This window comes from Geomonas sp. RF6, from assembly GCF_021044625.1.
Classification (GTDB): domain Bacteria; phylum Desulfobacterota; class Desulfuromonadia; order Geobacterales; family Geobacteraceae; genus RF6.
Window position 1 is genome coordinate 3,568,394 of sequence record NZ_CP087999.1, and the last position, 16,175, is coordinate 3,584,568.

Here is a 16,175-nt window from a genome sequence, read left to right on the forward strand (position 1 = left end):
CAGTTCAGCAGGTCTGGCAATCATAAAAGGCGCATCCGGCAGTAGCCGGAGCGCCTTTTTAAGTTCATCCGGGAATTCCGGGGAACCGGCATCTGTCGGCCCTCCAGCGAGGAGGCCAGGCTTTTCGTTCCCCCCTTTGTGAAGGTTCTTCCAGAAATTCCGGGGAAGCCGTAGTATGTTCCAATGAAGGGCCGCACGAGGCCTCGCGTCCCCCCCTTCGCAAATCCCGGGGAAGCTTGCATTGCTTTAATCCGCCGGCCCTGTGTGTCTTTCGCAGGGCAGGAGCTCAGGCGTCCCCTCCCTTTCAAGGGGAGGGACAGGGTGGGGATGGGGTAGAGTTGGGCCGCGCCGACCCCATCCCCCTCCTGTCCTCCCCCTTGAAAGGGGAGGAACGCGCTGCCGACGGCTTGATCTGATTCATCTCCTCCAGTGGGGTACGCTAGTGGCGCCTCGCTGGAGCACAGGCTTCCCAGCCTGTAGCCGCGGCGCCAGCCGCGCGGTCTGTGGCGGCTGCGCCGCCCTCGCAGGCAAGAGGCCTACGCTCCAGCGCGTCCAGCGCGGGGGTACCCGAGTTCTTTGTAACGACCTTCCCCAGAATTCCCGGAAGACCCTTCGCAAAGGGGGGACGCGAGGCATCCTGCGGCGCTTCGAGCCAATGTATCCCAGCTCCCCGGAATTCTCGGACGAGCCTTTTTTAATAGGGGACGGGGAAAAAGGCCGCTCAGATGCCGCTTTGGCTCTCTTTCTCGGAGACGCCAAGAGGCGCCACCATCGCCACGCAGGTGCCTGCGCCAGGGGGAGAGGAAATCTCCACCCTTCCCCCGAGATGCCGCAGTCTTTCGCTGAGGCTGAAGAGGCCGAAGCTGTCCTTCGGACGGGGCCTTTTTCCGTTCATCCCGATGCCGTCGTCCTGCACCGATATCGTTATCACCCCCTCCTCCCTCTTCATCGATACCTCGGCACCCGTTGCATGGGCGTGCTTCATGACGTTCACCAGAAGTTCCCGCACCCCCTGGAAGAGCAGGGTGCGCAGGTGGTCAGGCAGCGATGTATGGCTGCCATCGTCGTGGTAAGTTACGACAAGCCCCGTCTGCTCCTGAAATTCCTCGCACAGCGACTCGACCGCCGCTTCCAGCCCAAGCTCGTGCAGGACGGGGGGACGAAGCTCCGTGGTAAGGGAGCGCGTCTTGTCGATCACCTCGTCCAAGAGTGCCGTGATCTGAGCTATCTCCTGCCTCAGAATGTCCCTGTGCTCCCAATGCTTCAACGACTCCAGCTTCATTTTGCTCAGCGCCAGGTTCTGCCCGATCTGGTCGTGCAGTACCGAGGCCAGGTGCTTTCGCTCCTCTTCTCCCATCCGGTACATCTCTTCCGTCATCAGGCTTAGCCGTTGCTGGTACGCGGCTATCTTTCTTTCGGCGCGTTTCCGTTCCGTTACGTCCTGCAGGAGCGCAAGGAAGGCATCGAGGGTGCCGTCCTTGCGGCGGAGGCAGCTCACCGAAATCACCGCGTCGATGATCTCTCCGTCCTTTCTGATGTATCGCTTCTCGGCTGTGAAGCCATCCAACTCCCCGGCGAGCATCTTCTCGTACTCCACGATAGCTACCTCGCGGTCTTCCGGGTGGGTAAGCTCGGGCCAGCTCAGCGTGAGCAACTCCTCCCTGCGATACCCGAGGATCTCGCACGCCCTGTCGTTCACCTCAATTATCTTTTTTTCGGGAGAGGAGACGGTCATCCCGATGAGGCCGAGCTCGAAATAGCGACGGAATCGCTCCTCACTCGCCGCGAGCGCCTCCTCGGCCTTTTTCCGTTCGGTGATGTCGAAGGAGATGCCGATCATTCCGATGAGCCGCCCGTCGTCGTCACGGATTGGGGATTCGGTGACGTGCGCGAGAAACTCCGAGCCGTCCCGCCGCTTCACTGTGAACTCACCCGTCCAGCTCTGTCCCTCCGCGAGCTTCGCCAGAATCTCCATCCCGTATTGCGCCCAGATCCGGCAGGCCGTCACGTCCGCCACGTTGCGGCCGAGCACTTCCACCGTCTTCCAGCCGTACAGAACCTCTGCCGCGCGGTTCCAGAAAATGATCGTCCCTCGCCGGTCGGTGGCTATGACGGATTGCCCGATGATGTTCACCAGATGCGCCGTGAACCTGAGCTTTCGCTGGGTATTTTTCAGCTCTGTTACATTGCGGATGATGCAATAGTTGTAGGGCGCGTCGGCGGCGGATCCGCGGTACCCGCCGACAGTGACGAGCCAGGAGCAGCCTTTCACGTCCCGGCAGGCATCGAGCCTGAAGGTGAGGGGTTCCCCCGATTCCAGCGCCTGGAGCTCCTTTTCACGTATCTGGTCCGCTTCAGTGCCAAACAATACCGCCATGCTCTGGCCGCGCGCCTCCTCCGGGGTTACGCCCAAAAGCGCGCCGGCGGGGTCGTTCAAAAGGAAAATCCGCCCGTCGGGGTGCGACAGGAAGATCGCCTCGTTCTCGTCCTGGAGCAGGAGCGCGCACGCCTCGTTCAGGTAGTCTATCTCTATGCCGGCTTCGGAAGGGGTGACGGGGCTCTGTACGTTTGAGTGCTCTCCGAAGATGGTGTGCCGGTGGCTCTGCATGAGGTGGACGATGCGGGTCTCCGGGATGCAGCTGCTGAGCTGGTAGAGGCACAGAATGCGCACCGTCTCCGAGGTTGCCACTTCGTCGAGCTCCTCCTCGTGATGGTTCGAAGGAAACCAGATGTTTCCGTCGATGATGATGAGGGTGCTCCTCTGAGTTGCAGTTGTGTCGGCGAGTTCCTCGGCGAGTGAGTCGGCTAGACCGCGGGGAGTGGCGTATCTGCTGAAATCCTCTGGCGATCGCAGGATGAGCTCACCCTCCCTGGCGTGCGCGGGGGCGTCGACGCCGGATATGGCCAGCGACTCCATCACCTTGTCGGCTTCACCCTTGAAGAGAAGGAGAAAGCAGCGCTCCCCCCGCCTCAGGGCAAGCTCCACGCTTTGCTGTATCAGTGCCACTTTCTGGGTGCTGTTGCGGTACAGGAGGCAGTCGTGTACACCGGTCGGATGTGCCGGCTCGTTATATGCTCTCTTTGCCATGGGTCCCTTCCGGAGAGGTTTGTCTCGCGTCAATTAGCCATTATAAACCTCCGGCCTCTGCGCTGTCGCGGGTATTGCGACGGGCCGCTCCTTATTGGTTGCGGTGCGTGCTCGCGCTGTGTTATCACTCTTACTGCCAGGCGATGGTGCGCCTTCGGCAACGACTACAGGAGAACGAATGGAAGAGCGTCTGCAAAAGATTTTGTCCCAGGCGGGGGTGGCTTCGCGCCGGGAGGCTGAAGGTATCATCCTCGAGGGGCGCGTCGCGGTGAACGGTGAGGTGGTGAGCGAACTGGGGAGGAAGGCGGACCCGGAGGCGGACTCTATAACAGTCGACGGGAAGAAGCTGAACCTGGGGGAGAAGCGGGTCTACGTTCTCCTGTACAAGCCTGTAGGGTACGTCACCACCATGAAGGACCCGCAGGGGCGCCCCGTCGTGAGCGACCTTTTGAAGAGCGTCCCGGCACGCGTCTACCCGGTGGGGCGCCTCGACTACAATACGGAAGGGCTTCTCCTGCTGACCAACGACGGTGCGCTGGCCCACGCCCTCATGCATCCGAGCCACGAGATCGACAAGGGGTACCTCGTGCGGGTAGGGGGGCACGTCTCGGAGAGCCAGATACAGCGGCTGAGCGAAGGGGTGCGGCTGGAGGACGGTCTTACGGCTCCCGCTGTCGTCACCCGCGTCCGCGAGAGCGCGCAAAATTCCTGGATCTCCATCACCATTCACGAGGGGCGTTATCGGCAGGTGCGCAGGATGTGCGAGGCGGTGGGTCTGCAGGTGGTGAGGCTCAAGAGGTCGCGCTACGACTTCCTGGAGATAGGGGAGCTAAAGCCCGGGGAGTACCGGCTGCTCAGTGCGGAGGAGGTGCGCAGGCTGAAGGGTGATGCCGCCAAGGGCCCCTCTTCCGGGGGCGCTCCGCATCGACCGCGGCCGGAACGGCTGAAGGCTCCTTTCAGAGGGAGAAAGAACCCCGCCTGACGCAGCAAAGCCGCCCCGATCCGGTGCGGCTTTACCGTTTCCCTCTCTTTCCGGTCAGGCCCTCGGGGCTCCCTTCGACCTCTCCGGCTTTCCCTTTTCCCCGCCCTTGGCGAGCATCTTTGCGGCACGCACCGCCCGGGCCTTCGCCAAGTTGTCGGCCAGCCCCTTCTCCTGAGCCATCCTTCTGCGCGCCTCCGAAAAGTTTTTCGCGGTGAGCGCCTGGCTGCTGGGGATGGAGAACTGCTTTCTGTATTCGCTCGGCTTCATGCCGTGCACCTGGGCTATGTGGCGAGCGAGTGTCTTCATTCCGCTCTTGCCGCAGACCATACAGGTTATCTGGTCCGGCTGAAACGCCTTCTTCAGAGATATCGCGGGTCCCTTCGCCTCGGGCTTCTCCGAAATCTCGCCGCTTTCCACCTCCAACTTCTGCAGTGCCACGTGTACCTTCTGGAGTTCCTGAAGCAGCTCATCCCCCGACATTTCTGTAACGGACGCGTGCGAAGAGACAATGTTGGCCGTCAATTCCAATAACGATGATGCCATGCCTACCTCCTCCTCTGTCCCTTTTCGATGTATCTGTTCTTATTATATAGAATTAAACTATAAAGAAAACCAAAATCAAGGTTCGATTTCCTTACTTGCTGCTCGTGTCATCCTCTGTCTTGTCTCATTTACAGTGTGAGCCATGCGCAGAACTTGAGCAATAAAGATATGACGCCGCTCCTTTCGGGGCTGCAATAGAAGTGTCGTCGCTAAGACGCCGCGCTGAAGGTGTGTTAAGCTTTAATGGTGTTGTCAATTGGTGCATCACAAGCCGCGAAGTCAATATCCATCGGGTTCTACCTCAAAAGAGTAGGGTGATGCGTACCGATTGTACTCCCCTTGTCTTCCCCTTCGCGCGGTTGTTTACATTGGCCCCAATTTATGACACTGTGCTTTTTGCGGGAGAAAGGGATAAAGATGAAGAAGAAGCTTCTCCGCTGTCGCACGTTCCGAACGTTTTTCAACGCTGCTCAGGAAAAAGCTTGACTTCTGCTGCCATACTCTGGTACAAGGTACTTCGCACGTTGGGGTGTCGCCAAGCGGTAAGGCAACGGACTCTGACTCCGTCATCCAAGGTTCGAATCCTTGCACCCCAGCCATTCATTAAGAACTCGCCGCTCCAGTCGGCTTACAATTTCGGTCCCATCGTCTAGTGGTTAGGACACCGGCCTTTCACGTCGGTAACAGGGGTTCAAGTCCCCTTGGGATCACCATCATCGAAAACAGCGCCCCTCCGGGCGCTGTTTTTTTTTAAGCTGCACTTTTCAAGTTGCTAATGAGTATTTCCCTGCTTATTCTATCATGTGCAAAAAATAGAGCGGGGTTAACCAATGAGCCTGAAATGTGCGATGCGATGGCTGGTACTTCTCCTTCTTCTCCTTCCTCTTCCTTCCATTGCTGCTCTCCTCGAGGAAACGTCTGGAGCCAGCGGCCGGGATACGACGCAGGGAAGCAGCGTCGGTGACTTCGGCCTTGAGGGCTCCTACCGCAGCAATCCCGAGGTACTGCCGGTCGAGCAGTCGAAGGACGCGAGGGAGTGGCCCGACGAGCCGGACTCGGCGCAGCGGACCGTGAGACTCCTGGCGGAGCCGGGGGACGGCGAGATCTATCTCTCCTGGTACCTCGCGGAGAAGCCGCGCAAGCTCTCTGCCCAGCCTGCCTCCGGAGGGGGTGCGAAGGGGCAGGGAGCGGAGGGGGGGCGCGCGGAGAAGGTCGTGCGCTACCAGGTCCTGTACCGCTCCGACGTCGAGCCGGGGGGGAAGACGGTCGACGTACTGAAGGGGAACAGCTGCCGGCTGCGCGAGGTGAAGAACAACCGGCTCTACCTGATCCAGGTAAAGGGGTTCGGCGCAGCAGGGCAGGAGGTCGCCTCCTCCCGCGAGATCGCCGTGACGCCGCAGTCGGCGGAGGAATTAGGCTCCCCCATCGAGCGGGCCTTCGCGAAGGAAGTAGGTTCCCTGCAAGGCACCGTAAAGGGAGGGGCGAAGGGGGGGCAGAAACTGCAGCTGAACCGCCGCCTCACCCAGTTCGGCTACGACTTCTTCAAGAACAGCGGTGAGACGAGCTCCTCCGACAACCTCCCCGTCGTCCCCGACTACCTCATCGGCCCCGGTGACGCCCTGCGGGTGGACATCTGGGGGGCGCTGCAAGGGCGCCACGAACTGGTCGTCAACCGCGACGGCGTCATAACCATCCCGAAGATCGGGGCGGTGAAGGTGTGGGGGCTGACCTACGAGCAGGCGCGCGGGGTCATCGAGAAGGCGATATCCCGTTACTACCGGAACTTCGACCTGAACCTCACCATGGGGAAACTCCGCACCATGCAGGTCTACGTGGTCGGTGAGGTGCAGGCTCCGGGGGTGTACACCATAAACTCCCTCTCCACCGCCATCAGCGCCCTCGCCGCCGCCGGCGGCCCCTCGAAAAACGGCTCCCTGCGCTCCATACGCCTCGTGCGCGGCGGCAGCACGGTTCAGGAACTCGACCTCTACGACATGTTCGTGAGCGGCGACAAGACGAAGGATCTGCGGCTGCAAAGCGGAGACACCCTCTTTGTCCCGGTCATCGGGCCGGTCGCCGCCGTGGCGGGAGAGGCTCGGCGCCCTGCGATCTACGAGCTGAAGGGGAAGACCTCGGTGGCGGAAATCCTGAAGATGGCGGGGGGGACGACCGCAGCGGCGGACAGCTCCCGCGTCCAGGTCGAGCGCCTTTCCGGGAACTCCCGCGTCATTCTCGACTACTCCGGAAAGTCGGAGCAGGAGCTCTCCTCCCTCCCCGTGCAGGACCGGGACATGGTAAAGGTATTCCCGGTCTTCGAGGCGGCACGCGGGGTGGTGACCCTCACCGGAAACGTGCAGCACCCCGGCCAGTACCAGTACCGCCCCGGCATGCGCCTGAAGGACCTCATCCCCGACTACGGCACGCTCCTCCCGGAATCGTACCTCTCCGCGGTGGAGATCACGAGGCTCGCCCTGCCTGACCGGCATCGCGAACTGATATCTGCCGATCTGGGGAAGGCCCTCGCCGGGAGCGACCCGGACAACGTGGAGCTGAAGGATCAGGACAGCGTCCACGTATTTTCGCTGTGGGACATGCAGGAGCACCCGGTGGTGGCGATCACCGGTCAGGTGGTGAAGCCGGGTGAATACCCCTTCTACCCGCACATGACGGTGCGAGACCTGGTGAGCGCCGCAGGGAGCCTGAAGCGAAACGCGCTCCTTTCCAACGCGGAACTCACCCGCCTGGAGGTGCAGGACGGCACCGCCGTCGCCACCCGCTCGACCGTCGACCTCGGAAAGGCGCTCGCCGGCGACGCAGCACACAACCTGACGCTGCAGCCGGACGACATGCTCATCGTGCGCGGCATCACCGAGTGGCTGGAAGCCTCCGACCGCTTCGTGGTCCTCTCCGGCGAGGTCCGCTACCCCGGCACCTACTCCATCTCCAAGGGGGAGCGGCTGAGCTCCGTCATCAGGAGAGCGGGCGGTTTCACCGAGAAGGCGTACCTGAAGGGAGCGCGCTTCACCAGGAAAAGCGTCCGCGAGAGCCAGCAGAAACGGATGGATGAGGTCATTGCCAGAAGCGAGATAGAGATCATGCAGAAGGAGGGGGAGATCTCCGCTTCCGCCTCGTCGAAGGAGGAGGCGGATGCCGCCAAGGCCTCCCTCGAGGGGCTCCTCGCCGCGCTGCAGAAGCTGAAGGAGCGAAAGGCCGAGGGGCGCGTGGTTATCACCCTCCTCCCTCCGGACCTGATGTCCAGCACCGACAACGACCTCGAGCTCATGGGGGGGGACCGGCTGGAGGTCCCGATGACTCCGAGCGAGGTGACGGTCATGGGGCAGGTGTACAACCCGACCTCCTTCGTGTACAAGGAGGGCGGTACCGTCTCCTCATATCTCAGGAAGTCTGGGGGGCCCACCCGGGAGGCGGAGGATGACGATATCTACGTCGTGAAAGCGGACGGCTCGGTGGCAAGCAGGCAGCAGTCCTCCTTCGGGATGAGCTGGGACGAGAACGACAAGAAGTGGAGCTTCGGCGGCTTCATGGACCGCCGCGTCGATCCCGGTGACACCATCGTCGTGCCGCAGAAGCTGGAGCGCACGGCGTGGATGAGGAGCATAAAGGATATAACCACCATCGTGTCGCAGATCGCCCTCACAGCGGGGACGGTGTATCTCTGGTTCAAGTAGCGGTGCCCAATTTCCGGTCTTAGCGTGCGCGGCTCCCTCGAATGGGACGCGCTGCACCTCGAGGGGTAGCGATGCAAGAGACGAAACAGACGATTCCTGAAGAAGGGGAGCTCAATCTCCTGGAGCTTGTGCATGTGCTGGCGAGGCGCCGCCGCATTATCATTACCTCCTGCGTTGCCGCCGCCCTCATCTCCGCCGCGGTCTCCTTCGCAATGCCGAAGCAGTACAAGGCGACGGCGACGGTCCTCCCTCCCCAGAAGGAGGGGGCCTCGAACCTGTCGGCCCTTCTGGGGCAGGCGTCCGGGCTGAGTGGCCTTACCACCGGGCTCTTCGGGTCCACCAGCAGCACCGATCTCTACGTCGGGATACTGAAGAGCCGCTCCGTCGCCGATGCGGTCATCGCGAAGCTCGACCTGACGAACGTCTTCCATGCCCGGAACAGGGAGGAGTCGCGCAAGAGACTTTCCTCCGTGGTGAAGGTGCAGGCGGGGAAGGACGGCATCATCACCATCAACGCCGAGATGGAGAGCCCGAAGCTTGCCGCGGATCTCGCCAACGCCATGGTGGCAGAGCTGGGGAAAAAGAGCGTGCAGCTCAACCTGACGAAGGCGGGGGGAGAACGCGTCTTCCTGGAGAAACGCCTTGAGGTGGTGAAGTCCGACCTGAAGAACGCGGAAGAGGAGCTGAAGGGCTTTCAGCAGAGAAACCGCTCCATCAAGGTGGAGGCGCAGGCGGTGGCCACCATCGAAGGGCTCGCGAAGGTAAAGGCTGAGCTTGTTTCCCGCGAGGTGCAGCTTGCTTCCCTCTCCATCTCGCGCACCGCTGAGAGCCCGGAGGTGAAGTCGCTCGAGGGATCGATCGCGCGGCTCCGGCACCAGGTAGCGGCCATGGAAGGGGTGGGGGGGCTGGACGCCATACCCGCGGTCGGGAACGTCCCGGCTCTTGCCGTGGAGTACGCGCGGCGCATGAGGAACCTGAAGGTGCAGGAGGCGATTTACGAGCAGCTGACAAAGCAGTACGAGATGGCGAAGCTCAGCGAGGCGAAAGATTCGGCGTCGCTGCAGGTGCTGGACGAAGCCGTTCCCCCTCTGAAAAAGAGCAAACCGGTACGATCCGTCATCATCCTCGCCAGCACCTTTGCCGCCTTCATCCTCTCCGCGCTGGCGGCCGTTCTCCTGGAGTACGTCCAGCTCCTCCCCCAGGAGGACCGCAAGCGACTGGAGGAGATCAAGGTCGCGCTCCTCCCCTGGAAGGGTGGGTGTTCCTCGTGACGGTGCTGAAAAAAGTGTCATGGCTCGGTTTTATCCTCCTCCTCGCTCCCCTCTTTTTCGGCAGTTCCGCCCTTGCAGGAGAGAACTTCTTCAACAGCCGCCCTCTCGCAAAGGAAGAGCTCGTCCGGCTGAAAGGGGAAGGGGAGAAAATGGTGAAATCGCCGGTAACGGAGTTTCTCCCCGCCACCCTTGCCACCCTCGGCGTCTTCGGAGTCACCTACATTTACGACCGCGAAATCCGCTCCGATCTCGCGGCGAACCGGAGCGACGCGCTGCATCGGGCCGCTGACGTGGGAGCGTTCGTGGGAAACCCCTACCTGCAGCTCGGAGGGGCCGCGATCGTGTACACAACCGGGGCGCTGGCCGACTCTCCGCGGCTGCAGCGGATCGGTGAGGAACTGGGGGAGGCGCTCATCCTCGCCGACCTCTCCGGGTTCGTGTTGAAGAGCGCCGTGGGGCGCGGCAGGCCGCGTACCGGGACCGACCGGGGTAACTTCCGCCCCTTCAGCTTCAAGTCGGAGTACGACTCTCTCCCCTCCATGCACACGGCGAGCTCATTTGCCGTCGCCCACGTCCTCGCCTCCGAGACGGAGAGCGTCCCGGCGAAGCTCCTGTACTACACCGCGGCGGGGTTTGTCGGTTTCTCGCGCCTGTACCAGGAGGAGCACTGGGCAAGCGACATCATCCTCGGTGCCGCGCTGGGGGAGCTGGCGGGGAGGGCGGTGACGAGCTTTCGCGCAGGGGAGAAAGGGAGCGTCCGGCTCGTGCCGGCGGTCTCGCAGCAGGGTGCCGCAGTGGCGCTGCAGGGAACGTTTTAAACCGCCCCCGATAGCGGGGACGGGTGAATCAAGGGTGCCTCGGGCACCTTCAGGAGTGAGCATGCTGAAGGCAGTAATCTTTGACTTCGACGGCGTCATCGTCGACACCGAGCCGTTGCACTACCAGGCGTTCCAGGAAATCCTCGTCCCGCTGGGGATGGGGTACTCGTGGCAGGAGTATGTAGAACACTATATGGGCTTTGACGACCGCGACGCCTTCAAGGAGTCGTTCCTCTCCGTGGGGCGCGAGCTTTCCCAGGAGAGGCTGCATGAGCTCATCGACGCGAAGGCGGCCGCCTTTCACCGCGTCGTCGCGGGGGGCGTTCCCCCCTATGCGGGAGTCGTGGAGCTGATCCGCGAGCTCAGCGGCACCGTGCCGCTGGGACTTTGCAGCGGCGCGCTCCTCTCCGACATCGAGCCGATCCTGTCGCAACTGGGGCTTCAATCCTCCTTCGACGCCATGGTAACCGCGGACCAGGTCGCGGCGAGCAAGCCGGATCCGGAGAGTTACCGCGTCACCCTGGCACGGCTCCAGGAACTCTTCCCCGAAAATGGCGTCACCCCCTCCGAAACCCTCGCCATCGAAGATACCCCCGCCGGCATCCTCTCCGCCACCGGCGCCGGCGCGCAGGTCCTCGCCGTCACCAACAGCTACCCCCCCGACAGGCTTTCCGGCGCCTGCAAGGTGGTGGAATCCCTCGCCGGAATCGACCTCCGGGGGCTGCGCCTCCTCCTTTGAGCCGTCCCATGCAGCGCACACCGATCGATGAGCTCCTCCCGGAGCTCCTCTCTCTCCTCGAGGAGCGGAACGCCCTCGTCCTGCAGGCGCCCCCCGGCGCCGGTAAAACGACGAGGGTCCCGCCGGCTCTCCTGTCCGCCCCCTTTCTCCAGGGTCGCAGCGTGATCATGCTGGAGCCGCGCCGGCTTGCCGCCGTCAATGCCGCGCGCTTCATGGCCGGGGCGCTGGGCGAGGAGGTCGGCGGCACCGTCGGCTACACCATACGCTTTGAAAAGCGTGTCAGCGCCGCCACAAGGATCGAGGTGGTGACCGAGGGGATCCTCGCCCGCAGACTGCAAAACGATCCCCTCCTGGAAGGGGTCGGTGCGGTCATCTTCGACGAGTTCCACGAGAGGAACCTCACAAGCGACCTTTCCCTCGCCCTCTGCCGCGATGTGCAAAAGGAGGTGCGCGACGACCTGCGCCTCATCGTCATGTCCGCGACGCTCGACGCCGCGCCGGTGGCGGCGCTCCTCGGGGAGGCCCCCCTTCTTTCCAGCCAGGGGAGGAGCTTCCCGGTCGAGGTGCGCTACCTGGCAGCGGAGTCGCGGGAGAGGATCGCGGAGCTCGCCTTCTCCGGAGCGAGGCGCGCCCTTTCGGAGACAAGCGGTGACGTCCTTGTCTTTCTTCCCGGGGGAGGGGAGATCAGGCGTTGCCACCGCCTCCTGCACGAAGCCTTCGGCGATTCCATCGTCGTCGCCGCGCTGTACGGAGATCTCCCCTTTGCGGCGCAGCAGCGCGCCATCCTCCCCGCCGAGAAGAGGAAGGTGGTCCTTGCCACCAACATCGCGGAAACGAGCCTTACCATCGAGGGGGTGCGGGTGGTGGTCGATACCGGCTACTCCCGCCAGCTTCGCTTCGACCCCGGGACCGGGCTGAACCGCCTGGAGGTGCGCCGCATCTCCGCGGCAAGCGCCGAGCAGCGCGCCGGTCGCGCAGGGCGCGTCGCCCCCGGGGTGTGCTACCGCCTCTGGACGGAGCACACCCAGAGGACGCTCCTTCCTTTCACACCGCCGGAGATCCGCGTTTCCGATCTCGCTCCTCTCGCCCTTGATCTTGCGCTTTGGGGGGTGGATGATCCCCGATCCCTCTCGTGGCTCGACGAGCCCCCTGCGGCGCACCTGGAGGAGGGGAGGTCGCTCCTGAAAAGGCTTGGGGCACTCGATCACCGCGGAGCGATCACAAAGCTCGGGCGGGAGATGGCGTCGCTGCCGATGCATCCGCGCCTGGCGGCGATGCTCATCGCCAGCCGCGGTGCCCGGCTCGGGGCACACGCCTGCACGCTCGCCGCCATTCTCTCGGAGCGCGACCTCCTGCCGCGCGGCGCGGGGCAGCTCTCCGAGAGCGATCTCCTTGACCGGGTGGAGGCGCTGGCACGCCGGTGCGACCCGCAGGCGAGCCGCACCGTCGAGCGCCTCGCCCTCTACTTCAGGCAGACGCTGCGCGTTCCCGCGGCCGAGGGGGGCCCCACCGCAGCCGAGGTCGGCGCGCTTCTTATGAAGGCGTATCCGGACCGCATCGGGAAGGAGCGCGCCCCCGCCTCCGGGCGCTACCTCCTGGCGAACGGCACCGGCGGCCGCCTCTCCACTCGCAGCAATCTGCGAGCGGAGGCGTTCATCGTGGCGGTGGAGGTGGAGGGTGGAGGCGCGGAAGGGGAGATTCATCTCGCGAGCGCGGTCTCCCTGGAGGAGGTGCGGAGGGTATGCACGGACACCGTCACCCGCGAGCGGCGGGTCTTCTGGGACCCCCGGGAGTCGCGCGTGGTCGCGCGGGAGGAGGAGAGGCTCGGCGCGCTCGTTCTTTCCGAAAGGGTGCTGCACCCCTCCCCTGACGAGGTGGTGGCGGCCCTTCTGGAGGGGATCCGCGGCTCCGGCGGCGTCTCGAGTCTCCCCTGGAGCGAGGAGTCGCTGGAGTACCGGCGTCGCGTGGCGTTCCTGGCGGAAGCGCTTCCCGAGGAGAAACTCCCCGAGCTCACGGACGAAATCCTCTCCGAAAATCTGGAGCTGTGGCTCGCACCGCACCTTCACGGGGTGCGCTCCATGGCGCAGCTCGGGCGGGTCGACATGACCGGGGCGCTGAAGGGGATGCTCGACTGGCGCCAGCAGAAGCTCGTGGAGGAGGGGGCGCCGACGCATCTCCGGGTGCCGAGCGGGTCGCGGGTGCAGCTCCACTACCCCCCCCACGGAGCGCCGTATCTGGCGGTGAAGCTCCAGGAGATGTTCGGCCTCGCCGAGACTCCGCGGATCGCCTCCGGGAGGGTGCCGGTGCTCATCCACCTGCTGTCGCCGGCGCGCCGACCGATCCAGGTCACAGCCGACCTGAAGAGCTTCTGGAACGGTGCCTATCAGGAGGTGAAAAAGGAGCTGAAGGGGCGCTACCCGAAGCACCCCTGGCCGGACGATCCATGGCAGGCGCAGGCGACTGCGAAGGTGAAACGACGGATGTAGCACGGCCGGAGGCAGAAGCACTGCTCCGCGTGCTTTCCGCCGTGATCCTCCGACCGCACCGGATGGACTCTGAATGATCATTTTTTGTGCACTGTGCCTCTTTTGTGTGCACTTTTTTCATCGGAACTTTGGCGCTTTCTCACAAAAGATGCAATGGCATAACAGGTCTATCGTAAAAAGAAGAAAGAATACGCTGCGTTAGTGGTATGGCCGCTCTCTGGTCTTGATCATCGGCATACGTCTTGCTCTTTTAGGACGTTTTTGCATAATCCCAGTCGATCTGCTTAAAAAAGTCGCAATCAATAAGCCTTGTACCGCCCAACGCAAAGAAAAGGAGTTAGAACCAGTATGGAGATTTTCGGTCAGAACGTATTCAATCAAGATGTAATGAGAGAAAAACTGCCTAAAGCTGTTTTTAAGAACCTGAAAAAGACCATCGACGAAGGTCTGCCGCTGGACCCGACCATTGCCGATGTGGTTGCATCCGCGATGAAAGAATGGGCGGTCGATAGAGGCGCAACCCACTTCACCCACTGGTTCCAGCCGATGACCGGCGTTACTGCAGAAAAGCACGACTCCTTCATCACCCCGACCGACAACGGTATTCTGATGGAGTTCTCCGGCAAGGAGCTCATCAAGGGCGAGCCGGATGCATCCTCCTTCCCGAGCGGCGGCCTGAGGGCTACCTTCGAAGCGAGGGGCTACACCGCCTGGGATTGCACCTCCCCTGCGTTCCTCAGGGAAGAGGCCGATGTCACCACCCTCTGCATCCCCACCGTTTTCTGCTCCTACACCGGCGAGGCACTGGACAAGAAGACTCCGCTCCTGCGCTCCATGGAGGCCCTTTCCTCCCAGGCGCTGAGAATCCTCCGTCTCTTCGGGAACACCACCGCAAGAAGGGTGATCTCCACCGTTGGCCCCGAGCAGGAATACTTCCTCGTCGACAAGGCGTTCTTCGAGAGAAGGCTCGACCTGATCATGGCCGGCCGGACCCTCTTCGGCGCGATGCCCCCCAAAGGGCAGGAGATGGAAGACCACTACTTCGGCACCATCAAGGAAAGAGTCGGCGCCTTCATGAAGGAAGTGAACGTGGAGCTCTGGAAGCTCGGCGTCACCGCGAAGACCCAGCACAACGAGGTCGCCCCCGGACAGTTCGAGATCGCCCCGATCTTTGAAACCACCAACATCGCCACCGACCACAACCAGCTGGTCATGGATACGCTGAAGCGCGTCGCCCTCAGGCACGACATGGTCTGCCTGATGCACGAGAAGCCTTTTGCAGGCGTCAACGGCTCCGGCAAGCACAACAACTGGTCCATGAGCTCCTCCGACGGGCAGAACCTGCTCGAGCCGGGGCACACCCCGCACGACAACATCCAGTTCCTGACCTTCCTCCTCGCCACCATCAAGGCGGTTGACGAGTACGCAGGGCTGCTGCGCGCATCGTGCGCCAACGCGGGGAACGACCACCGTCTCGGCGCTAACGAGGCGCCTCCGGCGATCATCTCCATGTTCCTTGGCGACCAGCTCGCCGATATCGTGGAGCAGATCGAAACCGGTGCCGTGAAGTCCTCCACGATCGGCGCGGACATGAAGATCGGGGTCCGCACCCTCCCGGCGCTGCCGAAAGACGCCACCGACAGAAACAGGACCTCTCCGTTCGCCTTCACCGGCAACAAGTTCGAGTTCAGGATGGTCGGTTCCACCTTCTCCATCTCCGGCCCGAACATCGTCATCAACACGATTGTCGCCGAGGCGCTGAAGCAGTTTGCCGACAGGCTGGAAGGGTCCAGCGACTTCGACGCAGACCTCGAGAAACTCCTCCAGGAGACCGCGAAGAAGCACAAGCGCATCATATTCAACGGCAACAACTACTCCGACGAGTGGGTCGAGGAAGCGGCAAAGCGCGGCCTCCTCAACCTCCCCAACACCCCGGAGGCTCTGAAGGAGCTCGTCAAGAAGGACGCTGTCGAGCTTTTCGTGGCACACAACGTCTTCACCGAGAAGGAGATCCACTCCCGCTACGACATCATGCTGGAGCAGTACTCCAAGACGATCAACATCGAGGCGTTGACCATGATCGACATGGCCAAGCGCAGCATCATCCCGGCTGCCACCTCTTTCGTGACCGAAGTCGCCCACTCCGTTGCCGCGGTCACCGCCGTCTGCAGCTCCATCGACGTCTCTGCCCAGAAAGATCTGCTGGGTGAACTCTCCAGCAATCTCTCTGCCCTCAACAAGAACGTGAAGGCGCTGGAGAAGATCGTGGAGGACGCAGCGAACATCTCCGACGTGGCCAAGCAGGCTGCCGCCTACAGGGAGGAAGTCTTCTCCAAAATGCTCGAAGTACGGGCCAACGGCGATGCGCTGGAGAAGGTCGTCTCTGCGGACTACTGGCCGCTCCCGACCTACGCGGAAATGCTCTTCAACCTCTAGAATCCGCAGCTGAAATGCAAAAAGAAAAAGGAGCCTCCGAAGGGGGGCTCCTTTTTCTTTTGGGAATCATCAGGTACAGAACCTTATAATTCAAGACCTGACCCCGGGGTCAGGTCTTGAATT

At 62.6% G+C, this 16,175-nt stretch carries 9 protein-coding genes and 2 tRNA genes; 9 read left to right on the top strand and 2 right to left on the bottom strand.

Annotated features, from left to right (window positions below; all coding sequences use genetic code 11):
* Nucleotides 1–721: 721 nt before the first annotated feature.
* Nucleotides 722–3,088 carry a PAS domain S-box protein gene (locus LPW11_RS15340; RefSeq protein ID WP_230994751.1) on the bottom strand — a complete coding sequence of 789 codons (2,367 nt, stop codon included), beginning with the start codon at nt 3,086–3,088 and terminating at the stop codon, nt 722–724.
* Between the two features lie 178 nt (nt 3,089–3,266).
* On the opposite strand from LPW11_RS15340, the gene LPW11_RS15345 reads away from it, so the two are divergent.
* Nucleotides 3,267–4,070, top strand: coding sequence for a pseudouridine synthase (locus LPW11_RS15345; protein ID WP_230994752.1), 804 nt, complete (start codon nt 3,267–3,269; stop codon nt 4,068–4,070).
* 54 nt (nt 4,071–4,124) lie between these two features.
* On the opposite strand, the gene LPW11_RS15350 is transcribed toward LPW11_RS15345, so the two are convergent.
* Nucleotides 4,125–4,613 carry a MucR family transcriptional regulator gene (locus LPW11_RS15350; protein WP_230994753.1) on the bottom strand — a complete coding sequence of 163 codons (489 nt, stop codon included), beginning with the start codon at nt 4,611–4,613 and terminating at the stop codon, nt 4,125–4,127.
* Nucleotides 4,614–5,138: 525 nt separating this feature from the next.
* On the opposite strand from LPW11_RS15350, the gene LPW11_RS15355 reads away from it, so the two are divergent.
* From LPW11_RS15355 to LPW11_RS15390, 8 genes are all read left to right on the top strand, one after another.
* Nucleotides 5,139–5,212 (top strand) — tRNA-Gln (locus LPW11_RS15355).
* A 39-nt stretch (nt 5,213–5,251) separates the two neighbouring features.
* Nucleotides 5,252–5,326 (top strand) — tRNA-Glu (locus LPW11_RS15360).
* A 117-nt stretch (nt 5,327–5,443) separates the two neighbouring features.
* Entirely contained in the window at nt 5,444–8,302 is a 2,859-nt protein-coding gene (locus LPW11_RS15365; protein ID WP_230994754.1) for an SLBB domain-containing protein, read from the top strand.
* Nucleotides 8,303–8,373: 71 nt separating this feature from the next.
* Complete coding sequence (locus tag LPW11_RS15370) at nt 8,374–9,573, top strand: GumC family protein (protein ID WP_230994755.1); 1,200 nt, start codon at nt 8,374–8,376, stop codon at nt 9,571–9,573.
* Nucleotides 9,561–10,391, top strand: a complete 831-nt coding sequence (locus LPW11_RS15375) for a phosphatase PAP2 family protein (protein ID WP_230994756.1) — start codon at nt 9,561–9,563, stop codon at nt 10,389–10,391. The genes LPW11_RS15370 and LPW11_RS15375 overlap by 13 nt, the downstream gene beginning before the upstream one ends.
* Nucleotides 10,392–10,452: 61 nt before the next feature.
* The gene (locus tag LPW11_RS15380) at nt 10,453–11,130 is read left to right on the top strand and encodes an HAD family hydrolase (RefSeq protein WP_230994757.1); all 678 of its coding nucleotides are present in this window, start codon (nt 10,453–10,455) and stop codon (nt 11,128–11,130) included.
* An 8-nt stretch (nt 11,131–11,138) separates the two neighbouring features.
* A complete protein-coding gene (gene hrpB / locus LPW11_RS15385; RefSeq protein WP_230994758.1) occupies nt 11,139–13,616 on the top strand; it encodes an ATP-dependent helicase HrpB in 2,478 nt (825 codons plus the stop codon).
* Between the two features lie 348 nt (nt 13,617–13,964).
* The gene (locus LPW11_RS15390; protein ID WP_269145347.1) at nt 13,965–16,052 is read left to right on the top strand and encodes a glutamine synthetase III family protein; all 2,088 of its coding nucleotides are present in this window, start codon (nt 13,965–13,967) and stop codon (nt 16,050–16,052) included.
* The last annotated feature ends 123 nt before the right edge of the window (nt 16,053–16,175 follow it).

Bases quoted from the DNA above. Each gene is read 5' to 3' on its own strand.
- LPW11_RS15390 (WP_269145347.1), top strand. From the start codon at position 13,965: ATGGAGATTTTCGGTCAGAACGTATTCAATCAAGATGTAATGAGAGAA.
- LPW11_RS15340 (WP_230994751.1), bottom strand. From the start codon at position 3,088: ATGGCAAAGAGAGCATATAACGAGCCGGCACATCCGACCGGTGTACAC.
- LPW11_RS15350 (WP_230994753.1), bottom strand. From the start codon at position 4,613: ATGGCATCATCGTTATTGGAATTGACGGCCAACATTGTCTCTTCGCAC.
- LPW11_RS15380 (WP_230994757.1), top strand. From the start codon at position 10,453: ATGCTGAAGGCAGTAATCTTTGACTTCGACGGCGTCATCGTCGACACC.
- LPW11_RS15370 (WP_230994755.1), top strand. From the start codon at position 8,374: ATGCAAGAGACGAAACAGACGATTCCTGAAGAAGGGGAGCTCAATCTC.
- hrpB (WP_230994758.1), top strand. From the start codon at position 11,139: ATGCAGCGCACACCGATCGATGAGCTCCTCCCGGAGCTCCTCTCTCTC.
- LPW11_RS15365 (WP_230994754.1), top strand. From the start codon at position 5,444: ATGAGCCTGAAATGTGCGATGCGATGGCTGGTACTTCTCCTTCTTCTC.
- LPW11_RS15345 (WP_230994752.1), top strand. From the start codon at position 3,267: ATGGAAGAGCGTCTGCAAAAGATTTTGTCCCAGGCGGGGGTGGCTTCG.